Raw genomic sequence first — 18,952 nt, forward strand, 5'->3', positions numbered from 1 at the left:
ATGTGCATAATATTGAACTTTACATTCAGGGACCCTAATTGCAGTATGTCCCTGGATTGGCATTGGCACACTCAGCAAATGTCGCAATTTGCGGAATTTTGAACGGTTTCTTTGCTCGATTTTGATTTCCCGTCGGCCTGCTTGCCATCGCCAGGAAGCAAATCGGCACAAGCCCGCTCCAAATATGGATCGGCATGAATGAAATCACGGAAAGCCGTATATTCATTCCACATCTCCGTCACTTCGCCGGCCTGACCACGAACAGCACGGATCAATATGTTTTTAGGCGTATTCTCCATATCGATGAATTCAAGCAATTGTGTCTTGTATCCCATCAGATCAAGCAACTTGGCACGAATCCCATCCGTAGCCAGAGCGGAAAAACGTTCCTTGAGGATACCATGGGACAATAACGGATTCATCACGGAAGCCTCTACTTGATCAAACAGTTCATGCTGACAGCAAGGAACAGACAGAATCACAGAAGCCCCCCAACGAACTGCTTTCTCCAAAGCAGCATCGGTAGCTGTGTCACAGGCATGAAGCGTGACAACCATATCCACTTCATTTAATTCATCGTAGTCCGCGATGTCTCCAACCAGAAACTTCAAATCACCATAATGCAATCGATTAGCCAGATCATTACAGTGTTCAATGACATCTGCCTTTAAGTCCAACCCAATAATCTTGAGTGAACGACGTTGTTGCACAGACAGATAATGATATAACGCAAAAGTCAGATAAGACTTGCCGCAACCAAAGTCAACGATGGTCAGTGGACGTCCTTCCGGAAGATGGGGAATGACATCCTGCACCATTTCGAGGAAACGGTTGATCTGTCTGAACTTGTCATACTTGCGGGCCAGCACACGACCTTCTTCGTTCATAATACCAAGTTCAACGAGGAACGATACGGGTACTCCCTCTTCCAATACATATTGCTTCTTGCGATTATGCGACAGATCCACCGCAGTTTTGGAAGCAGATTTAGTCAGAATCGATACTTTATATTTTTTGCTGATCAAAATTTGATAGTCTGCCTCGGTCGTACAGAGCAGGCCTTGACGAAACGTCTCTTCACATAACAAAGTCATGCGCTCAGCCGCTTCAGCCGGAGTCAAATTCTCGTGCAGCACTTTGTTGTTATAATGGAATGCAAATTGATAATGCAGCTGATTCTTCAGTGTCACCGGCTTGACTTGCACTTTGGTATACGAGACATTGTCCCGTCTGCGCAGCTGGCTCCAGGTCGCTGTAATCAGCGAATTCTGTTCAAAGATGTCTTGTATAAGCTTTCGCAATGAATCCACGGGGTACATCTCACTTTCGGTTTGGTTTGGTCAACCGTTACCATACCACAATTCCGTTCCCTCTCCAAGTAAAGGCATGTAACAGGCCTTGATCCTATCCATATTTAGGAGCTCATCTCTTGACGACTTAGTTCAGCTAATCCTTCTTCAACTTCGTTACGTGGCAAACCGCCCTGCTCCAGCTGTTCATCCGTGAGTTGGCTCAACCTTTCGTAGAACGCCTGTACATCATTTCGGTAGCTCACCGGGAATTCAGCACCAAGATGTAGCAATCTGTACCAACTGTTCTCTGCCTGGTCATAACGCCCTTGTTGTTCACGATACAGGGCAAGCTGTCTTTCGGTTCGAGCAGGGAGTTCATATTCTTTCGTAAGCCCCAACACACCCTCAACCCGTTCCGGTGCGTCTAATAACTTGGGATTAGCGCCATGATTCAATGCATACAGGTAAAAATGAATTGACCTCATCAATCGAATGACAGCATCATCCTCTGCGTCCATTCTCTCCTGATCATCGATGCCTTCCACTTTGGCCTTCTCTTGATAAATATAGGCCTCTTCTTCAATCAGCCTGGCGGCATGCTGCAGATTGTCCACTTCAATCATTCCGCGAAAACGGAACATTTCAATAACATCCTCTGCTGGCAACGAGTTCAATAGCGATAAGTTCAACCCAAATTGCCTGCGCATCATCTCATCCAGTTCAGACAATGCCTCGGTGTGCTTACGTTGCTGTTTGAGCGTGAACACTTTGCCAATTGCTTCAGTCATTTCCTCCATCATGCGGAGCAGATAATCTTTTCTGAACATGCTGTATGCCCCCTCATCATTCGACCCTATACATCCTATCGTTCCTTTATATTTATTTTAATTCATGCCATGACAAAAAGCCAAAAACAAGACACACGCGTCTAAGCTCTGTCCATGAACACACTAAACCCCTGCCTATCCAAAAGGGACATTGCAGGGGTTAAGTTGAAATGGAACTGGATACCCCTCCTCCACAAGAGGTTGAATCATCCAGAAACCAAACTATATTTTAATAAAATCAACATAAATCACTTCATCAATTACTTCGATAATCCAGCCATAAATTGTTTAATGACCTGAATTAACTCTTCAGGAGCTTCATACATGCTCATATGACCTGCACCCGCAATTACGGCTTGCACGATATGTGGCTTGTCACTTGTAAATGTACGTTCTGGCGGGATAACAGCATCCTTCTCTCCCGCTACCAGCAATACAGGTAAAGGTGTGGCGGACAACACATCGCGGCGATCCGGGCGTTCACGCATAGCAAGCGCAGCACCAACAGCACCTTGAGGGGCAGTCTGGTAACCAATTTCCTTCACACGTGTTACGTGCTTAGATAACGATTCCACATGTTCCGGTGCAAACAGCCCGGGAACCAGTCCATCTACAAAATTCACGATACCTTCGGTTTGAATGGTGGAAACGGCACGAAGGCGTTTCTCTTTGGCTTCTTCACTGTCCGGGCAGGCTGTCGAATGAATCAGACCAAATCCATTCAAACGCTCCGGGTGACGTTGCGCAATCGAGAGCGCAATGTATCCACCCATCGAGTGTCCCAAAAGGACCGCTTTTTCCACATTCAACTCATCCATCAACTGTAATACATCGTTGCCCATCTGTTCGATGGTATAACTTCCTACAGGTGCATCTGTTTTTCCGTGTCCACGCAGATCAGGTACGATACAGCGATAGCTTCGTGCCAGTTCAGGTACGACCTCATCCCAATATGATGAACTGCCACAGTATCCGTGGAGCAAAATGAGTGCTTCTCCCTTACCTTGTTCGGCATAACAAATCGTCGTTCCATCACACATCACTTTTTCCATATGAATCCCTCTCTCTGCGCGAATTAAATAATTCAGGTTGTATATTATTAAGCCTACATCTCATGAATGAAACGTTTGTCTCCATTTCCATGCTTCAATTGCGGCGTCTGCAATCGTTCGGGACATCTCCATGACCAAGTGGAGCGAGGTCATCTGCAAAATGGAATAGGGCCTTGGTCCATTGGCATTAACCACAGCTGCTACACTGTATTGTCCGACAGGGGGTAGCTTGCCTCCAACCGATTGAGCTGGAATGAGTGGGTTATTCGAGAGATAATATGTACCTACGGCATTCTTGGGACCCAGACACGCATCAATCGCTATGATGGCATGGTGTACAGGAATAAGTACCAATTTCTTCTCCAGCGTATCTGCATCACAAGGGGAAGGCAGCGTGCCTATCACGTTACCTATTCCATTCTCTTGCAGTATACTTCCGGTCAGTGGACCCAGAGCATCCCCAGTGGAACGATCAGTACCGATGCAGACAAACGTGATTTCATCTGGAGCGTGAAGTTGAACGATGTTTTTGAAAAATAAGACCAGATTCTCTGCAGGCACGCCTTTGCGGACTTCTCTTCCTTGATGGCGAACCATTTCTCGCTTATACGCTGCCAAGCTGTATTCCCTCCAGTACACTCAGGTTTCCATGAAAACCGGTTGTTGTATCCATCATTGTAACCGATGCTTGGTTTCCCCGCAAAAGCATTGGCCTGAGCACTTCCAATCATGATACAATAACAAGAGTTTCCGATACGGAAGGGATGAATTTAACGATGGATTTAACACAAGCAACAGCAGCCAATATGGAATATATGATTGAAGCGATCAAAACCAAACTTCGTATGGCGAGCGGTGCCGCCATGCAAGCTTCTTCATTCCCACTTGAGAAATATGAAGATCTGTTTGACCTGTATGAAATGATTTTGAGCAAGGAACATCTCAGTATTTCTGAAGTGGAAGCTGTCGCTTCGGAACTGGGTAATCTTCGTAAATCTTAGTAAAAAAAGGACCTGTTTCCACATCACCGTGGGAACAGGTCCTTTTTCACATGTTTATATTTCCAGACTCTTTTAAGGAATACATCCTTAAGGCAGGTCAACCAAAACAAATTCGGCAGGTTCACTGTCTGTGCTCGTGATTTGCAGATCACAGCTTTTGCGAATTCGTGCGGCATCGCCCGGCTTGAGGTTGAAGTTACCATCCGAACAATGAATCTCTACATGCCCACTGATCAGAAAAAGATGTGTCCGTCGATCTTCGTGTTGCGGGTACATCAACTTTTTCCCGGACTCCAAATGGGAGAGGTAACAGGTTACATCCTGGGAAATAGGCAATGCGCCTTCGCTTCCCTCTCCCCCTTGCCCGGATACAATCGGACATAGACGATTCAAGTGCTCCTGCGGCTCTATTCTCCGATTCATATAGGAAGGTTTCAGCATACGCTCCGATGGCAAAAACCACATCTGGAGGAAACGTACCGGTTCATCCGCTGACGGATTGGTCTCGGAGTGTTCCACTCCCGTCCCCGCACTCATCACCTGGACCGTACCCGGTTCAAGCAATTGTTCTGTTCCCATACTATCCGTATGTTTGAGTGTGCCCGAAATGACATAACTGACAAGTTCAAGATCATGATGTGGATGTTTCTTAAAGCCTTCTTGCGGCATCAGCGTGTTTTCATTATGAGCCAACAGACAGCCAAAATGGGCGTTGCTTGGATCATCATAATCCGCAAACGAAAAGCTAAATTCACTGTGTATCCAACCTCGATCCGACGTGTGCCTTTCTTCCGATGTCACCACTTTAATCATGTTCATCCACCTCCAAGGGTTTAGAGCTGCCACATTACCGCGGCAGTCCATGCGTGTATATGAATTGTATAGATGAATACCAGTTGGTATGTCATCTTTACCCGAGGTCCGGCAACTCTAATCACGCCCCTTCTTAAGGTTATACGCTATCTTCAAGTGAGTGGAGAATGAACTCACTATCTGCATGACCTACAACGGTACCCGCATCATTTCGGATGTCCGAAGGGAACACTTCAGCCAATCGTGCAATGGTTCTCTCATTGGAATAACCAATCTGTCTTAGGATGGATTGGGTGATGAAAGCCCACTCTTCCTCGGAACCATCAAGCACCTTGAAGGTGATTCCCAGTCTTTCTTTTTTCAGACCAAATCCGAATACCCCCTTGAATCCACCCTTCGCTACAATGTTATCGTCTTCCAGCAGCACTGAATCTACACGCTCCGTGCCACCTACCATCAACGGATGTTCATTCATAGCTGATGTTATGGTCTCTACAGCTGTTCTTGTGGAAGGATCAGCGATAAGATCCGGACAAGCGAGCTTCAGATAAGCGTTCGACAATGCCGACAACGGCAAAGAAAATACCGGAAAGCCGCAGCCATCCGTCCCAAGCTCAATCTCTTTTTCCTCAATACCTGCCAGGTCGGCAAAGGTTTCAAGAATTTCTCGTTGTACCGGATGATCCGGTTCAGCGTAACTACCCAGGTCAACCTGCTTCATCTGACTGTACCCTAGAATTCCCAGATGTTTTCCGGAGCAGTTGTGTAAGATGCGCCGTTTCTCTCCTTGTCCACGTAACCATTGATTACGGCTTTCTTCATTAAGCGGATAGCTTGGTGCACAGATTAAGCATTCTTCTCCCAATCCGATCTTACCAGATAACTGCTCCAGCACCCGAATGTGTTCCGGTTCTGAACGATGCGAAGAGGACATAATGGCAATCTCCTGTGCGGATAGGCCATAGTGACTGGCAATTCCTGCCCGAATACCTGGAATGGCTTGAAAAGGTTTGGCAGATGAGCGAGTGAACGCTCTAAAATGAGGGTCACCAGCCGAGTATACAATTCGGCCATACTCATCCGTAATACTTATGTGTCCGTAATGGGCGCATTCCATAACGCCTGCACGGTATTCTTTAATTAACAAGGCACTCTCCATGCGAGTTCTCTCCTTTGTGCTCCCGATTTCATCTCTGCTTTGCGTCACGACGCCGCATGGGATATCTTAAATAGTATAGTACAAAAGCGACGTTTTTACAGTTTTTTCGACAGGCGTTTCGGGTATAGCTTTATCATCTATGTTCATCTACTACAATAACTGAAGGAGAAACTCATTATGCCGCGCAAAACGTATTCACCAGCCTCATTCAGTTCAAATTCCGGTACGTTATTACGTCCACTCCTCAACTGGAGTTTGGCTGGTCTGGCCCTCAGCGCATCGGTTGTATTCATCCTGGCAGGTCTGGGTGCCTGGTTGGGTGCTGATGTTATTATTCGTCTGGATGATCAAATTCAGCAATTATTTTATCTGAATTCAGATTCACGTCTTCATCTATTCCCTTACACTGCATTCATAACCGCACTGGGTTCTTTCAAAATCTCTGCTGTAGCCGCAGGAGGTTTCGCTCTTCTTTTCTTCATGCAACGCAGTCCCAGGTTTGTTGTATATGGATATGCGCTCACGGGAAGTTTTGCCATGATGTGGATTCTGAACACGTTATTGAAGGAATTCTTCAGACGAAGCAGACCTGAACTGGATCATCTGTTGGTCGTTCACGGGTACAGCTTTCCCAGCGGACATGCCATGATCTCCATGGGCTTTTACGGCATGCTCTTTGTAATCTGGGCCTTGGAACGACAACAACATAAATATTCCGGTGTGTGCCTTCCTGTTCTATGTGGTATTAGTTTTATTTTCTTGATCGGCCTTAGCCGGATCATGTTGGGTGTTCATTATCCTACGGATGTATTTACTGGATTTTCTGCTGGATTGGCATGGATCTTCTGCATGGTTAAGGGCATTAAACAAAGCCGCTAAAGAATGAATTCCTCTGATTTCCAGTTCATTCATCCTCATCTTTATTGTTTCACAGGGTTGCACGAGGTTTATATACGAAGTAAGCAAACGCGAACAGACAACATCCTACATCAAGTTTAAAGGAGGCGGTTGTTATGTGGGGCATCATTATCAGCATTGTGATGGCTGTCATCATCGGTTTGATCGGAGATGCACTTGCCGGTCACAACATGCCTGGAGGCATAATCGGTGCAATGATTGCAGGATTTGCCGGAGCCTGGCTGGGAGCACTTTTGCTTGGTAACTGGGGACCCGTTATCGGTAACTTTGCCATCATCCCTGCCATCATTGGTACAGCGCTCTTTGTTTTCTTGCTGGGGCTTGTGTCCAGACTGCTAAGACAGGCTGCCTGATTCGGGCAACAAGGTGTTCGTTGTTTCGTATTTGTTTCTTAAATTGAAGAAGGAGTGATTAGACATGAATAAAGCAGAAGAGCAATATCCTGTACAGACGGGTTCAACTTTCGCAAAAGGCATTTTCATCGGGGGTTTGCTGGGAGCTGCAGCAGCACTACTCTTTGCGCCTAAACCGGGACGTGAATTGCGTGGTGACCTTTCCGAGAAAGTGGGCATCGTTACTGACCGCACCAAAGAAGTGGCAACTGTTGTAAGTGACAAAGCCACTGAACTGGCTAAAACGGTCTCTTCCAAAACTTCCGATATTGCAAAAACGGTAAATCAAGGCCGCAATGATGTAATGGACTCTGTGAGAAAAGCGTCCGCTGATGTGGCTAACGAAGCATCCCGTGCATCTGATGAAGTGGCTGCCGCTTCCGTTGAAGCGAAGGAAGATGCACGTAAAGAACTTAACTCGACTAGCCTGTAAGGCGATACAGATCGAGTGACCAATAGCCAGCTGCACTCCAGCTGGCTATTTTTTATCCAATGAGAGTTGAGGAGGACAAATAATATGAGTAAAGTTACAATCAACGGTAATACTCCAATTACAGGAGGAACACCAGCACAGCAGTATGATACAAGCGAGCATCCTTTTGAATTGCGTCATGAGGTAAAGCGATTAAACACCCGTTTGGACCAGATTGCGGACAGTCTGGAGAGAGCACAGATCAAGGATATTATTGAGAATTATAGCAGTCCCAAAAAGCGGATTATTACCAATTTCACAGCGGGCATGGCACGAGGTCTCGGTCTGACTGTGGGTACCTTTGTTGTTCTCGGTTTGCTGGCATTCATTCTCAGCCAATTTGTGAATATGCCTATTGTGGGCCAATATATCGCTGACTTGCTTGGTTATATTGAAGATTACAAAAACTAAGAGGACTAACCAATAGTAGGCTATCCCTTACGTTTTTCCGTAGCTCCTTTTTTCTCTATCTCTTCAGCTGAAGGCTGTGAGGATTTCACTTTGAGCAGATCTCCTGTCCAGCCTTTCATCATCAGCCATACATACATGCTGATCATGCTTAAGATAATGACAACAAGGACCAGTACAACTCCCCATGATTTGTCGATAAAGGGCAGGTTCTCAAAGTTCATCCCCCATATCGCACCAGCTGCCGTGGCGGGTATGAACACAGCAGTGACAATGGTCAACGTCTTCATGATCTCATTGCCACGTACACCGGAGATCGCATTATCAATGGAGATTAACGTATCAATCTCTTTCTCGTAGTGACTAAACAAACGTTCCATTCGCTCTACTCGATGTTGGAGCTGCTTGAAATATCGATTTTCATTTATTTCATCAAGGTAAGCCTCATGTGAAGCAGCCATCAGTTCCGAGTAAGGGATGAACAGATTACTCCAATACAATAATTCAAATCGAGCGGCGAGAATCTGGTCCATCAAGGTGCGTGCATTGCGAGATTCCATCTTCCGTTCCAGATCACGCAGGTTCATCTCAAAATGATCCATTCCCACATGGTAGTAATGCAGTATAGCTCGAAAGAGTACAAACATCCCGTCCCTGGCCTCACTACATTGCTGTAACATATGGGCACGTTCATCCGTCTTCATAATACCTCGTGTATTGTCATCCATATTCAAGGTAACCAGGTTATTACGATCGACATAAAAGAACATCTGATTATCTTTTCTTTTGTCATCTCTCTCATTCTTGATCGCATACAACAATGAACCAAATATGACTGGTTCTTTACCATTCACGAAACGGACGGACAAATAATTCGATTCTACTTCCGGAATTTTATAAAGCCAATACCGCATATCCGGAAACGCCTCTGTCAGCTCTTCCAAAGCATCGTTCATACTATCGGTGTCAGGTGCAACCCAATCCCACCATTGCCAATTATTTGAGCAAGATAACTTGTCACGGCGAGCTTCCAACTTGATTTGGTTCACAATCACTTTATCCACTCCTGCACTCATGTTCTTCATTGAATACCCATCTTTTTGATCCCAAAAAGGACACGTATGCATTTCAGCGCAATGACGTGTCCTTCTTTATGCCGTACTCAACAACATCAGGGTTCCATTTTTCATAACATTGAAGCATTAGACATGATCTGTTTCAATTTCTCTGTAGCTCGCTTCTGAATACGAGATACGCTCATCTGTGAAACACCAAGCTTCTGGGCAATTGCCCGCTGAGATTGGCCATCCTGAAAGGCTAGAATAAGTACCTGCTGCTCTTGTTCCTTCAATTGTCCCAATGCCTGTTGCAAGTCCATCCGTTTTTCGACCGAATCATAGTCATTAACATCCGCACTGATCAGTTCACCCAATGTAGCTGCACTGTCATCCTGAGATAAAGGAGAATCCAGTGACACATAGTGATAACATTCCCGACCAGCCAAGACTTCAATCGTCTCTTCTGCAGTCAAATCAAGGTATTCAGCAATTTCGTTCACACCGGGTGAGCGCTCCAGCTTCACGGTTAACTCATCAATGGCATGTTGCACAAGTGCTCCCTTTTCCTTAATCCTCCGGGGCACCTGAATATACCAGGATTTGTCTCGCAAGTAGTTCTTCATATGACCGATCATGCTCTTCATGGCATAAGGTTCAAACGGAATACCCAGGTTGATATCGTATTGCTTAAGCAAACGAATCAAGGCCATCTGCCCGGTCTGATACAAGTCTTCGTATAGATCGGGGCGATTCCGAGCAATTTTACCTGCTGCCATCTTAACCATCGGTTCATATTTACGGATGAGAACTGTTGCAATTTCATTATCTTGGGTCTGCTGGTATTCCCAGATCAAACCTATAGCTTCAGACATGGACTCTGGGGGAGTCACTTTTTCATTCATACTTTCTCCTCACTTCTTGCAAGACGTTTTACGAGTACTACTTTCGTACCTTTGCCCGTCTCACTTTCCACACTGACATCGTCCATCAAGGCTTGCATCAGGTAGAACCCAAGTCCGCCAATCTGCGCTTCTGTCAGTTCTTTGTCGTGAAGACCAGCACGTGACACAGCAGGATTCATGTTCTCGAAGCTGGCACCTTCGTCCTTAACAGTAATGGACAATGTTTCGCCTTCGACTTCGAATACAACTTCAACCATGCCGCCTTCGTGTGAGTAAGCATACAGTACAGAGTTGTTACAGGCCTCGGATACAGCAACTTTCATATCCTCAATGTCTTCATAAGAAAATCCCATTTTGGATGCTACTCCATAAAGATTAAGTCTTACAATATCAACGTAATCAGCTGTCGCCGGTAAATTAAGGGTGACTCTTTGAACTTCTGCATTCATTCCTTTTTCGATCCTTTCCTATTGGGAATTCTTCTGTGTGACAAAGAATTTGGCGATGCCCGTCATGTCAAAAAGTTTCTGGATTTGCGCAGGAACTTCCTGTACTTCAAAGCGAGCTTCCATTCCATGTCTGGCCTTCAGAACAGATAACAGGATACCAATCCCTGTACTATCGATATACTTCAATTCTTTCATGTTGATCACAAGATCCTGTTCCTTGTTATCCACCAGCGGCTCCATCACCAAGCGGAAGTCAGGAGCAACCGACAAATCCAGTTCGCCAGTCAGATACACCGTGCACACGCCGTCCTGTGTTTCAGTTCTTGCATTGAATTTTTCGTTTTTGTTTGTATTCATTAGACATCTCTCTCCTGATCAATGGTTTCCTTACCTAATAACCCAACTTCCGCACGAGTGAAACAAAAAGAAGTTTGGAAAATATTTCAATTGGCCTGATTCATGGCTGAAGGGCTTGGGTCTAACATTTGTCGTTGTTTCTGAAACTGGGCTATTTTCTGTTTTACATTACCCATTTTCACCGGTTTACTAATATAATCATCCATGCCGGCAGCAATACAGCGCTGTTGAATACCTTCCATCACGTTAGCAGTCATGGCTATAATGATTGGCTGATTAGACTGGGACAGACTCTCTCGAATCCGCCGTGTACATTCCAAACCGTCCATCACAGGCATCTGCAGATCCATAAACACATAGTCATAGGGATACCGGCTACCGTTTACCATATCGAGTGCGCTCTGCCCATCTTCAGCAATGTCTGAGAGCAACCCCAGCTTACCAAGCATAATCGCCATCAACTTCTGGTTAATAGGATGATCATCCACAATTAATACCGTAGGATATTTATTCTCATTTTTCACATCCGTTGGTTTCTCTTCCCCGTTCCTCTGGACCAGTTCAGTTTCTACATAACGTTTCGCCTGAATTGTAAATACAAACGTCGCTCCCCGTTGCTCTGTTGTATCCAGATAGATCTGTCCACCCATCATTTCAACCAGAGTCTTGCATATTGCCAGTCCTAAGCCAGTTCCACCGTATTTACGTGTCATGGATGTATCCAGCTGGGAAAACGGCTGGAACAGGCGATCAACTTTGTCTGAAGCGATACCTATCCCTGTATCTTTAACAGCAAACTCCAATGACATTTGTCCGTCTTTTTCTTCATTCACTGACACGATCAGATATACTCCACCCTGGTCAGTAAATTTGATCGCATTTGCAATTAGATTCAAGAGAACCTGACGCAGCCTTGCCATATCTCCATAGATTAATTCAGGTACAGAATCTTCCAGGAAATAATCCAATTCCAGATTCTTTTTGCCTGCTTCTGCAGCAAACAGTCCCAAAACTTCCCGAATACAGGAGGCAATTTCAAAAGGATGCTCTTCAAGTTCCATTTTGCCGGATTCCATCTTGGTGAAATCAAGAATGTCATTGATGACCGTGACAAGTGCATCCGCGCTACGACGAACGATGTCTGCATATTCCTTCTGATCTTCCCTCAGTTCCGTCTCCATCAGCAGATCAACCATGCCGATAACTCCGTTCATCGGTGTACGAATCTCATGACTCATCATTGCCAGGAACTCGGTCTTTGCATTGGCTGCAATTTCTGCTTCTTCCTTGGCCTGAATGAGTTGTTGGTTCATCTTCTCCAGTTCCTGTGTCTTCTGGTGAAGAAGCATGGTCTGTGTCTTCAAACGTTTATTGGTGATAAACATCTCTACAAAACCCTCGATTTTGGATTTCAAAATCTGAGGAATAAATGGCTTAACCATGTAATCAATAGCCCCGGCTGAATACCCGGCAAACAAGTGCTCCGCTTCTCTGCTATTGGCAGAGATGAATATAATCGGCACATCCTTGGACTTGTCCCGTGCCTTAATTAACTTTGCTGTCTCAATTCCGTCCATTCCAGGCATCTGCACATCGAGAACGATAACCGCAAATTCGTCTTTTAGCAGACAGCGGAGTGCCTCTTCTCCGGAAGTTGCCTTAACGAGTTTATATTGTTCCGATTCCAGAACTGCTTCAAGAGCAAGCAAGTTCTCAGGGCGGTCATCTACCAATAATATGTGGATTGGTTCATTGAGCCCCATGGCTAACCCTAACCCCCTATTTGATCTTCCGGTATATTTTTTCGGTCCGGTCTAACGGCTCATAGGTATCACTGAACTCTGTAAAATGTATAGATTCTTTTGACCCCAGAACCAGAATACCAAAGTGGCTCAAGCTCTCATGAAACAGCCCATGCACATGGTTCCGCAGTTCATCATTAAAATAAATCATGACATTACGGCAAAAGATAACATTAAACTCGTTAAATGACCGGTCTGTTGCCAGGTTATGCTCGGCGAAAATGATGTTCTTCCTTAGAAAAGGATGAAATATCACCGAATTGTATTTCGCTGTATAGTACTCGGAGAAGGCTCTGGTACCCCCTGCCTCCAAATAATTTGTAGTAAATAGTTTCATTTTCTCAATGCCATATACGCCTTCTTTGGCCTGTTGCAAAGAGCGATCATTCATATCCGTTGCGTAGATTCTTGCCTTGTCATACAGTCCTTCCTCATGCAACATAATTGCCATGGAATAAACTTCCTCTCCCGTAGAACATCCCGCATGCCAAATTCGGATATACGGGTAGGTTCTCAGAATAGGAATAATCTGTTCCCGAAACATTCGGAAAAGCGAAGGATCTCGAAACATTTCCGTTACAGGGATGGATAAGTTCTGTACAAAACGGTCAAACGCGGAACGGTCATGAAGCACACGCTCCTGCAAGCCGGATATGCTCTTAACACCTTCAGCATGTGCATGATGCCAGATTCTTCGTTTCAGGGATGGCAATGCATAGTTTCTAAAATCATATCCATATAAACGGTGCATGCCTTCCAACAGCAACTCAATCTCGATCAGCTCTCGCTCTTCATCTTGCGGCATGCGGACCAAATCTGCCCCTGTCTCGGTTGGTTCCCACGGTGTCATAACTTCTCTCCACTTCTTCATTTGTTACTTGCGTATTCGTCGTATTGTCTTTCATTACCCAAACAATGAACATACGAATAATGAACTTACGAATACAGCCATACGCGCATTAAGGATAACAATTGATCTGTCTGGATCGGTTTTTTCACATAATCAGATGCCCCAGCCTCAATACATTTACCGCGATCCTCTTTCATCGCTTTGGCCGTAAGCGCAATAATCGGCAACTTTTCAAACTGCGGGATCTGTCTGATTCGTGTCATTGCTTCATAACCGTCCATCTCTGGCATCATCATATCCATCAGTACCAGATCAAATTCCGGATTTTTGTCCAAAATCTCCAAAGCCTCTCGGCCGTTCTCAGCAAACGTCACATCCATCCGATAGCCTTCAAGAACACTTGAAAGGGCAAATACGTTACGAATATCGTCATCTACAAGCAATATTTTCTTGCCTTCAAACAACGTTTCTTTGTTGTGTAGTTTCTGTAAGATTCGACGCTTGTCTTCCGGCAAATTGGCTTCTACCCGATGCAGGAACAAAGTCGTCTCATCCAGCAGACGTTCCGGTGACTTGACATCTTTGATAATGATGGATTCCGCATATTTGCGCAGCTTCATTTCTTCCTTGGAATCCAGTTCTTTGCCTGTATAAATTATAATCGGCAGATCGTTCAGATATTCATCATCGCGAATCTGGTCGAGCAACTCAAACCCGGTCATATCCGTTAACATTAGATCCAGTACCATGCAGTCATAACGCTGGCTGTGTAATTCATTCAATGCCTCACTACCTGTCGATACAGCGGTGATTGCAACATCATCATGACCAATCAATTCAATAATGGCTTTACGCTGAATTTCATCATCTTCGACGATCAACAGTCGTTTTAATTGATTCTCAGTATAAGATTTGATATGCGAGAATGCTTTATCCAGTGAATCCTTGCTCGAAGGTTTTTTCAGATACGCAATGGCGCCCATCATCAGACCTTGCTTCATATCATCAATAACTGAAATCACATGAACCGGAATGTGACGTGTTGCCGAACTGCTCTTCAGCTCGCCCAGAATGGTCCAACCATCCATCACCGGCAATTGAATATCCAGGATAATGGCATCCGGCAGATATTGACGTGCCATTTCAAGTCCTTTATCACCTTGAAGGGCAACAAGTGCTTTGAATCCTCTTCCTCTCGCCATATCCATCAAAATATGTGCAAAGTTCACATCGTCCTCAATGATGAGAAGGATTTTGTCACCTTCCATAAGATTCTTCCGATCATCTTCGATCTGCGTGACATCTGGAGTATGGGTAGGAGAAAGATCTGTACCCACGCTACGCTCCGGATCAGGAGAGAGAATGGACTGATGACTTGAAAGCATGGTCCGTGTTTCGATGGACTGTTCATAAAGATCCTCTGAGGATACAGCCGCTTCTCTTGAAGCACCTTCCTCTGCCAAGGCTTCCTCTTCATGATTATCCGGCAGGTATAAGGTAAAGCAGCTACCTTCGCCTTCGGATGATTCCACCTGTATTGCGCCACCAAGCAAACGTGCCAGTTCCCTGCTAATGGACAATCCCAGGCCAGTTCCACCGTATTTCCGACTTGTAGTCCCATCCACTTGCTGGAATGCTTCAAAGATCAGATCCGTTTTATCCGATGGAATGCCAATACCCGTATCTTTCACACTGAATCCGAGATATTCCTGATTGGTGTTCATATAACCCGGCAGCTCTTCCGGTTTCATCCGTCGTCCAATCAGACTAACCGAACCTCGATTGGTGAACTTAAATGCGTTCGACAACAAATTCCGTAAAATCTGTTTGACGCGATGACTGTCGGTGTACACCCATTCCGGTAGATCGCTGTCGAAATCGATATTCAAGTTCAGTTCCTTTTTATTCGCCATCGGTCCGAAGTTCTGCTGAACAAAGCTGGTCAGCTCTTCCATTCGAACTGTCTCATAATTGATATCCATCTTACCTGCGTCCACCTTGGACAGATCCAGAATCTCATCAATCATCTTCAGCAGATCCGCGCCCGACATGTAGATGGTTTGAGCATATTCCTGCTGTTTGTCAGTCAGATTTCCACCTTTGTTCTCCGACAATAGCTGGGACAAAATGAGCAGACTGTTCAATGGTGTACGGAGTTCATGTGACATATTCGCTAAAAATTCGGACTTGTACTTGCTTGTCATCGACAGCTGTGTAGCTTGCTGTTCCAATTGTGTCTTCGTTTTCTCAATTTCGTCATTTTTCTCTTCAACTTCACGCACTTGCTCTTCAAGCGCCCGCGTCTTGGCAATGAGTTCCGTATTAAAATGTTCCAGTTCTTCCTGCTGACGCTGCAGCAATTCCTCGGATCGTTTAAGCGCCTCTGTCTGCTCCTCCAGGTTCTCATTGGAACGACGGAGTTCTTCTTGCTGTGTCTGCAATTCTTCCGATTGAACCTGCAGTTCCTCAGTCAGTGCCTGGGATTCGCGCAGCAGCTCCTCCACACGCAAACGACGTCGAACGTTGTTCAAAATTACGCCCAGGTTCATAATCAGTTGTGTGAACAACTGCTTGTGAAGTTCATTGAAACCTTCAAAGGAAGCCACTTCAACTACACCAATCAGTTCATCTTCAAACACGACAGGATAGATCATGATACCCGCAGCACGTGTTGAGCCTGATGCTGAACCAATATGCACATAATCTTCAGGCGTATTTTCCAGAATAATCGGTGTCATATCCAGCGCGGCTTGACCAATCAGGCCTTCACCGATGCGATACATTTCTTTACCAACATCTTCGTTCTCTTCAAATGCGTATGCACCGTAACGTCTCAGTTCGTCGGGATGTTTCTCCTCATCGATCAGATAGACGACACCCAACTGAGCGCCAAGCACAGGTGTGAACTCACTGATAAACATCTGTGAGATTTGGCGAATGGAGCCAATCCCCCGAAGCAGCTCCGGAACTCTTGCGATGTTCGAACTCATCCAGTTTTGATCCTGCTGAGCCTGTACATAAGCCCTCTCGATTTCCAGTTTTTCTTCCAGATCACTGGATACATCTTTGAACACACTGGCAATCTGACCAATCTCATCGGTTGATTTGACCTGTATGCGCCGAATGGTTCGGTAACGCCCTTTACCAAAGCTGGTAATCATCATAGATACCGTGTTCAGCCCCCGCGTAATACTCGGCAGCACCCACATAATGACACCCAATGCCAGCAACAACCCCGCAATCATGATACTTATCGTGATCTGTACGGCTCTCGTATACGCTGCATTAGCGTTTTTGATCTCGGCATCAATCTCTTGGTCCTGATAACGGGAAAGAGCATTCAAACTATCCACAGCTTCTTTTTGCACCGCGAGTCCTGTTGAATTGCGGTAGTTATTCGCATCTTCCACCCGGTTTTGGGACATCAGGCTAACCTGCCTAGTTGCATAGTTGTTATAAGCCTCCCATGCCGTGTTGACACGATCCACCAGCTGATGTTCAGGTGCACTGTCTGCCCTTTTTCTCACTTCCTCGAGGTTACGATCGCCACGCTCTTTCATCGCTTTCAAATCCCCATCTGCTGCCCCAATGGAGTTGGTTGGGTTTAATAACAAGTTAGCCAGCACTTTGGCAATGTCATTAACCTCTCCGCGGGCAGCTGAGGTGAACCTTACTTTGAGATAACGTTCCTGATACATCTGATCAATCTGCTTATTGCTACTGTTCAGGCGTTCATAACTCACAAATGTGAGTACGATCAGAATAGCCATCAGAGCGGTAAAACCAATCAGCAGTTTATTCCTGATCTTCATTCATCCCCCTCCCCTTTATCCAAAGTAATCCAGACCAGACATTTATCATCATCCCGCTCCTGGGGAATTTCGTCGTCAAAAAACATCGCCTGCATGGCAGCTTCATTCCACTGATGTGAACCTGTCAGTTTTTCGATCAGGAATTCATGTTGTTCTTCCTGCCCGCCCTGAACAGCTTCCAATAATCCATCCGTATAAAGTGCAATATGCCCGTCACCCTCGTAATGGATCGTTTGTGGTTCAATATCCATCTTGTCAAATAAACCCACAGGACAGCAGACGCTGTCAAATGTGGTGACACTGCCATCGTTTCGGAAAAATAAAGCAGGTGGATGCCCTGCATTAACATAATCAATGCGCTTCATCCGTGTATCAACGACCAGATAAATTGCCGTGAAATAATACTGCACCAATTGTTTTTCCAGATGGAGCTGGTTAAAACGACGGTTCAACTCCTGAATGACCTTCTCTGGATCCACATAAGTGGTAACCGTATCTTTCAACACAGAAGCGATAAACATGGTAAACAGGGATGAAGATATCCCATGTCCCATCATGTCGAGCAGCAGTACTCCGTAACGGCCTTCCCCAAGGGGGTACCAAGAATAGAGATCACCGGCAAGCTCAAAGGATGGTTTATAGATGGCATGCACTTGGAACAGCGGGTCCCTAATTGCCGGACTTAAAACCGCATTTTGGACCATCGCTGCCAACTTGAGCTCATCCTGAATACGTTGATCACGCTCTTTGTGCCAATCCTTCTCCTGTTTCAAACGAAGTGCGAGTCGAATTCTCGCCATCAGTTCGACTTTATTAATCGGTTTGGTCACATAGTCAGATGCACCAGCATCCAATGCTTCGGCAAGTTTCTTGGAATCTCCGATGGCAGTCACCATAATAATCGGTATATCCTTCAGATTCTCAAATTTCTGCACAATACTGCAGGCTTCGATACCGTCCATCTCGGGCATCATCATATCTAGCAAAATTAGATCAATATCCGACGGTCTTGGACGAACTTCGTTGCTTTCCTCCCCAATTCCCAACACTTCAAACATTTCCATGGCGGAACTCGCCGTTACAATGTCACGATAGTTCTCTTTTTTCAGAATTTCTCGAATGATAATGACATTCGTCGGATTGTCGTCAACAATAAGTATTCTCATTGATATCTCCTTATCTGTGGCGTCCGGGTTTGTCGATTCTTATTAAGTAAAAACGAACGTTAATTATACAAATTTTTCATACAAAACGGCAGTAGACATAATAATTCCTAGTATAACTATAATCGTAAAATCAAAAAAACTCTATCAGTAAATGGCACCATCACGGGTAATGTTCACCGCTTTTCGCCCTGTTTTTGCAGCGTCCTGATCCCGCTTCCAAAC

Annotated in this window: 19 protein-coding genes; 5 read left to right on the forward strand and 14 right to left on the reverse strand. The window is 45.3% G+C overall.

The features are described 5' to 3' along the window. Nucleotides 1–71 precede the first annotated feature (71 nt). The 4 genes from ACETMN_RS28395 to yyaC all read right to left on the reverse strand — a co-directional run bounded on the left by ACETMN_RS28395 (nt 72) and on the right by yyaC (nt 3,789). Nucleotides 72–1,319 (reverse strand): class I SAM-dependent methyltransferase, encoded by a 1,248-nt coding sequence (locus ACETMN_RS28395; RefSeq protein WP_091019347.1) that lies wholly within the window; start codon nt 1,317–1,319, stop codon nt 72–74. Nucleotides 1,320–1,414: 95 nt separating this feature from the next. Beyond that, nucleotides 1,415–2,119 (reverse strand): DUF6483 family protein, encoded by a 705-nt coding sequence (locus ACETMN_RS28400; protein ID WP_411735442.1) that lies wholly within the window; start codon nt 2,117–2,119, stop codon nt 1,415–1,417. A gap of 260 nt (nt 2,120–2,379) precedes the next feature. Further along, nucleotides 2,380–3,171, reverse strand: a complete 792-nt coding sequence (locus ACETMN_RS28405) for an alpha/beta fold hydrolase (protein ID WP_411735443.1) — start codon at nt 3,169–3,171, stop codon at nt 2,380–2,382. 60 nt (nt 3,172–3,231) lie between these two features. Continuing rightward, the gene (yyaC, locus tag ACETMN_RS28410; RefSeq protein ID WP_091019342.1) at nt 3,232–3,789 is read right to left on the reverse strand and encodes a spore protease YyaC; all 558 of its coding nucleotides are present in this window, start codon (nt 3,787–3,789) and stop codon (nt 3,232–3,234) included. Between the two features lie 158 nt (nt 3,790–3,947). Here yyaC and ACETMN_RS28415 point away from each other — a divergent pair, with 158 nt between their 5' ends. After that, nucleotides 3,948–4,172, forward strand: coding sequence for a DUF1128 domain-containing protein (locus tag ACETMN_RS28415; protein WP_017692283.1), 225 nt, complete (start codon nt 3,948–3,950; stop codon nt 4,170–4,172). 87 nt (nt 4,173–4,259) lie between these two features. Here the strand turns inward: ACETMN_RS28415 and ACETMN_RS28420 are convergent, their stop codons facing one another. Next, a complete protein-coding gene (locus tag ACETMN_RS28420; protein WP_105601866.1) occupies nt 4,260–4,985 on the reverse strand; it encodes a pirin family protein in 726 nt (241 codons plus the stop codon). A 139-nt stretch (nt 4,986–5,124) separates the two neighbouring features. Continuing rightward, entirely contained in the window at nt 5,125–6,144 is a 1,020-nt protein-coding gene (locus tag ACETMN_RS28425; RefSeq protein ID WP_091019339.1) for an asparaginase, read from the reverse strand. Between the two features lie 177 nt (nt 6,145–6,321). Between ACETMN_RS28425 and ACETMN_RS28430 the strand changes: the two genes are divergently transcribed. The 4 genes from ACETMN_RS28430 (at nt 6,322) to ACETMN_RS28445 (ending at nt 8,337) form a co-directional block, all read left to right on the forward strand. Next, nucleotides 6,322–7,023, forward strand: a complete 702-nt coding sequence (locus ACETMN_RS28430; RefSeq protein ID WP_411735444.1) for a phosphatase PAP2 family protein — start codon at nt 6,322–6,324, stop codon at nt 7,021–7,023. 134 nt (nt 7,024–7,157) lie between these two features. Then, the gene (locus ACETMN_RS28435) at nt 7,158–7,415 is read left to right on the forward strand and encodes a GlsB/YeaQ/YmgE family stress response membrane protein (RefSeq protein WP_017692278.1); all 258 of its coding nucleotides are present in this window, start codon (nt 7,158–7,160) and stop codon (nt 7,413–7,415) included. A gap of 64 nt (nt 7,416–7,479) precedes the next feature. Further along, on the forward strand, nt 7,480–7,887 hold the full coding sequence (locus tag ACETMN_RS28440; protein WP_076212649.1) for a YtxH domain-containing protein: 408 nt from the start codon (nt 7,480–7,482) through the stop codon (nt 7,885–7,887). 84 nt (nt 7,888–7,971) lie between these two features. After that, the gene (locus tag ACETMN_RS28445) at nt 7,972–8,337 is read left to right on the forward strand and encodes a DUF5665 domain-containing protein (RefSeq protein ID WP_017692276.1); all 366 of its coding nucleotides are present in this window, start codon (nt 7,972–7,974) and stop codon (nt 8,335–8,337) included. A 20-nt stretch (nt 8,338–8,357) separates the two neighbouring features. On the opposite strand, the gene ACETMN_RS28450 is transcribed toward ACETMN_RS28445, so the two are convergent. The 8 genes from ACETMN_RS28450 to ACETMN_RS28485 all read right to left on the reverse strand — a co-directional run bounded on the left by ACETMN_RS28450 (nt 8,358) and on the right by ACETMN_RS28485 (nt 18,730). Further along, a complete protein-coding gene (locus tag ACETMN_RS28450) occupies nt 8,358–9,410 on the reverse strand; it encodes a magnesium transporter CorA family protein (protein WP_373419889.1) in 1,053 nt (350 codons plus the stop codon). Between the two features lie 110 nt (nt 9,411–9,520). Continuing rightward, entirely contained in the window at nt 9,521–10,294 is a 774-nt protein-coding gene (locus tag ACETMN_RS28455; RefSeq protein ID WP_047841571.1) for a sigma-70 family RNA polymerase sigma factor, read from the reverse strand. Then, a complete protein-coding gene (gene rsbW / locus ACETMN_RS28460; RefSeq protein WP_076212654.1) occupies nt 10,291–10,743 on the reverse strand; it encodes an anti-sigma B factor RsbW in 453 nt (150 codons plus the stop codon). The genes ACETMN_RS28455 and rsbW overlap by 4 nt, the downstream gene beginning before the upstream one ends. Before the next feature lie 18 nt (nt 10,744–10,761). Next, the gene (locus tag ACETMN_RS28465) at nt 10,762–11,100 is read right to left on the reverse strand and encodes an STAS domain-containing protein (RefSeq protein ID WP_036606989.1); all 339 of its coding nucleotides are present in this window, start codon (nt 11,098–11,100) and stop codon (nt 10,762–10,764) included. A gap of 86 nt (nt 11,101–11,186) precedes the next feature. Beyond that, on the reverse strand, nt 11,187–12,863 hold the full coding sequence (locus tag ACETMN_RS28470) for a response regulator (RefSeq protein WP_091019334.1): 1,677 nt from the start codon (nt 12,861–12,863) through the stop codon (nt 11,187–11,189). Nucleotides 12,864–12,879: 16 nt separating this feature from the next. Further along, entirely contained in the window at nt 12,880–13,752 is an 873-nt protein-coding gene (locus tag ACETMN_RS28475) for a CheR family methyltransferase (protein ID WP_074096446.1), read from the reverse strand. A gap of 86 nt (nt 13,753–13,838) precedes the next feature. Continuing rightward, the gene (locus ACETMN_RS28480; RefSeq protein WP_091019333.1) at nt 13,839–17,564 is read right to left on the reverse strand and encodes a response regulator; all 3,726 of its coding nucleotides are present in this window, start codon (nt 17,562–17,564) and stop codon (nt 13,839–13,841) included. Further along, nucleotides 17,561–18,730, reverse strand: a complete 1,170-nt coding sequence (locus ACETMN_RS28485) for a fused response regulator/phosphatase (protein ID WP_341073949.1) — start codon at nt 18,728–18,730, stop codon at nt 17,561–17,563. The genes ACETMN_RS28480 and ACETMN_RS28485 overlap by 4 nt, the downstream gene beginning before the upstream one ends. Nucleotides 18,731–18,952 lie beyond the last annotated feature (222 nt).

This window comes from Paenibacillus sp. M2, assembly GCF_046713495.1.
GTDB classification, from domain to species: Bacteria; Bacillota; Bacilli; order Paenibacillales; family Paenibacillaceae; genus Paenibacillus; species Paenibacillus amylolyticus_B.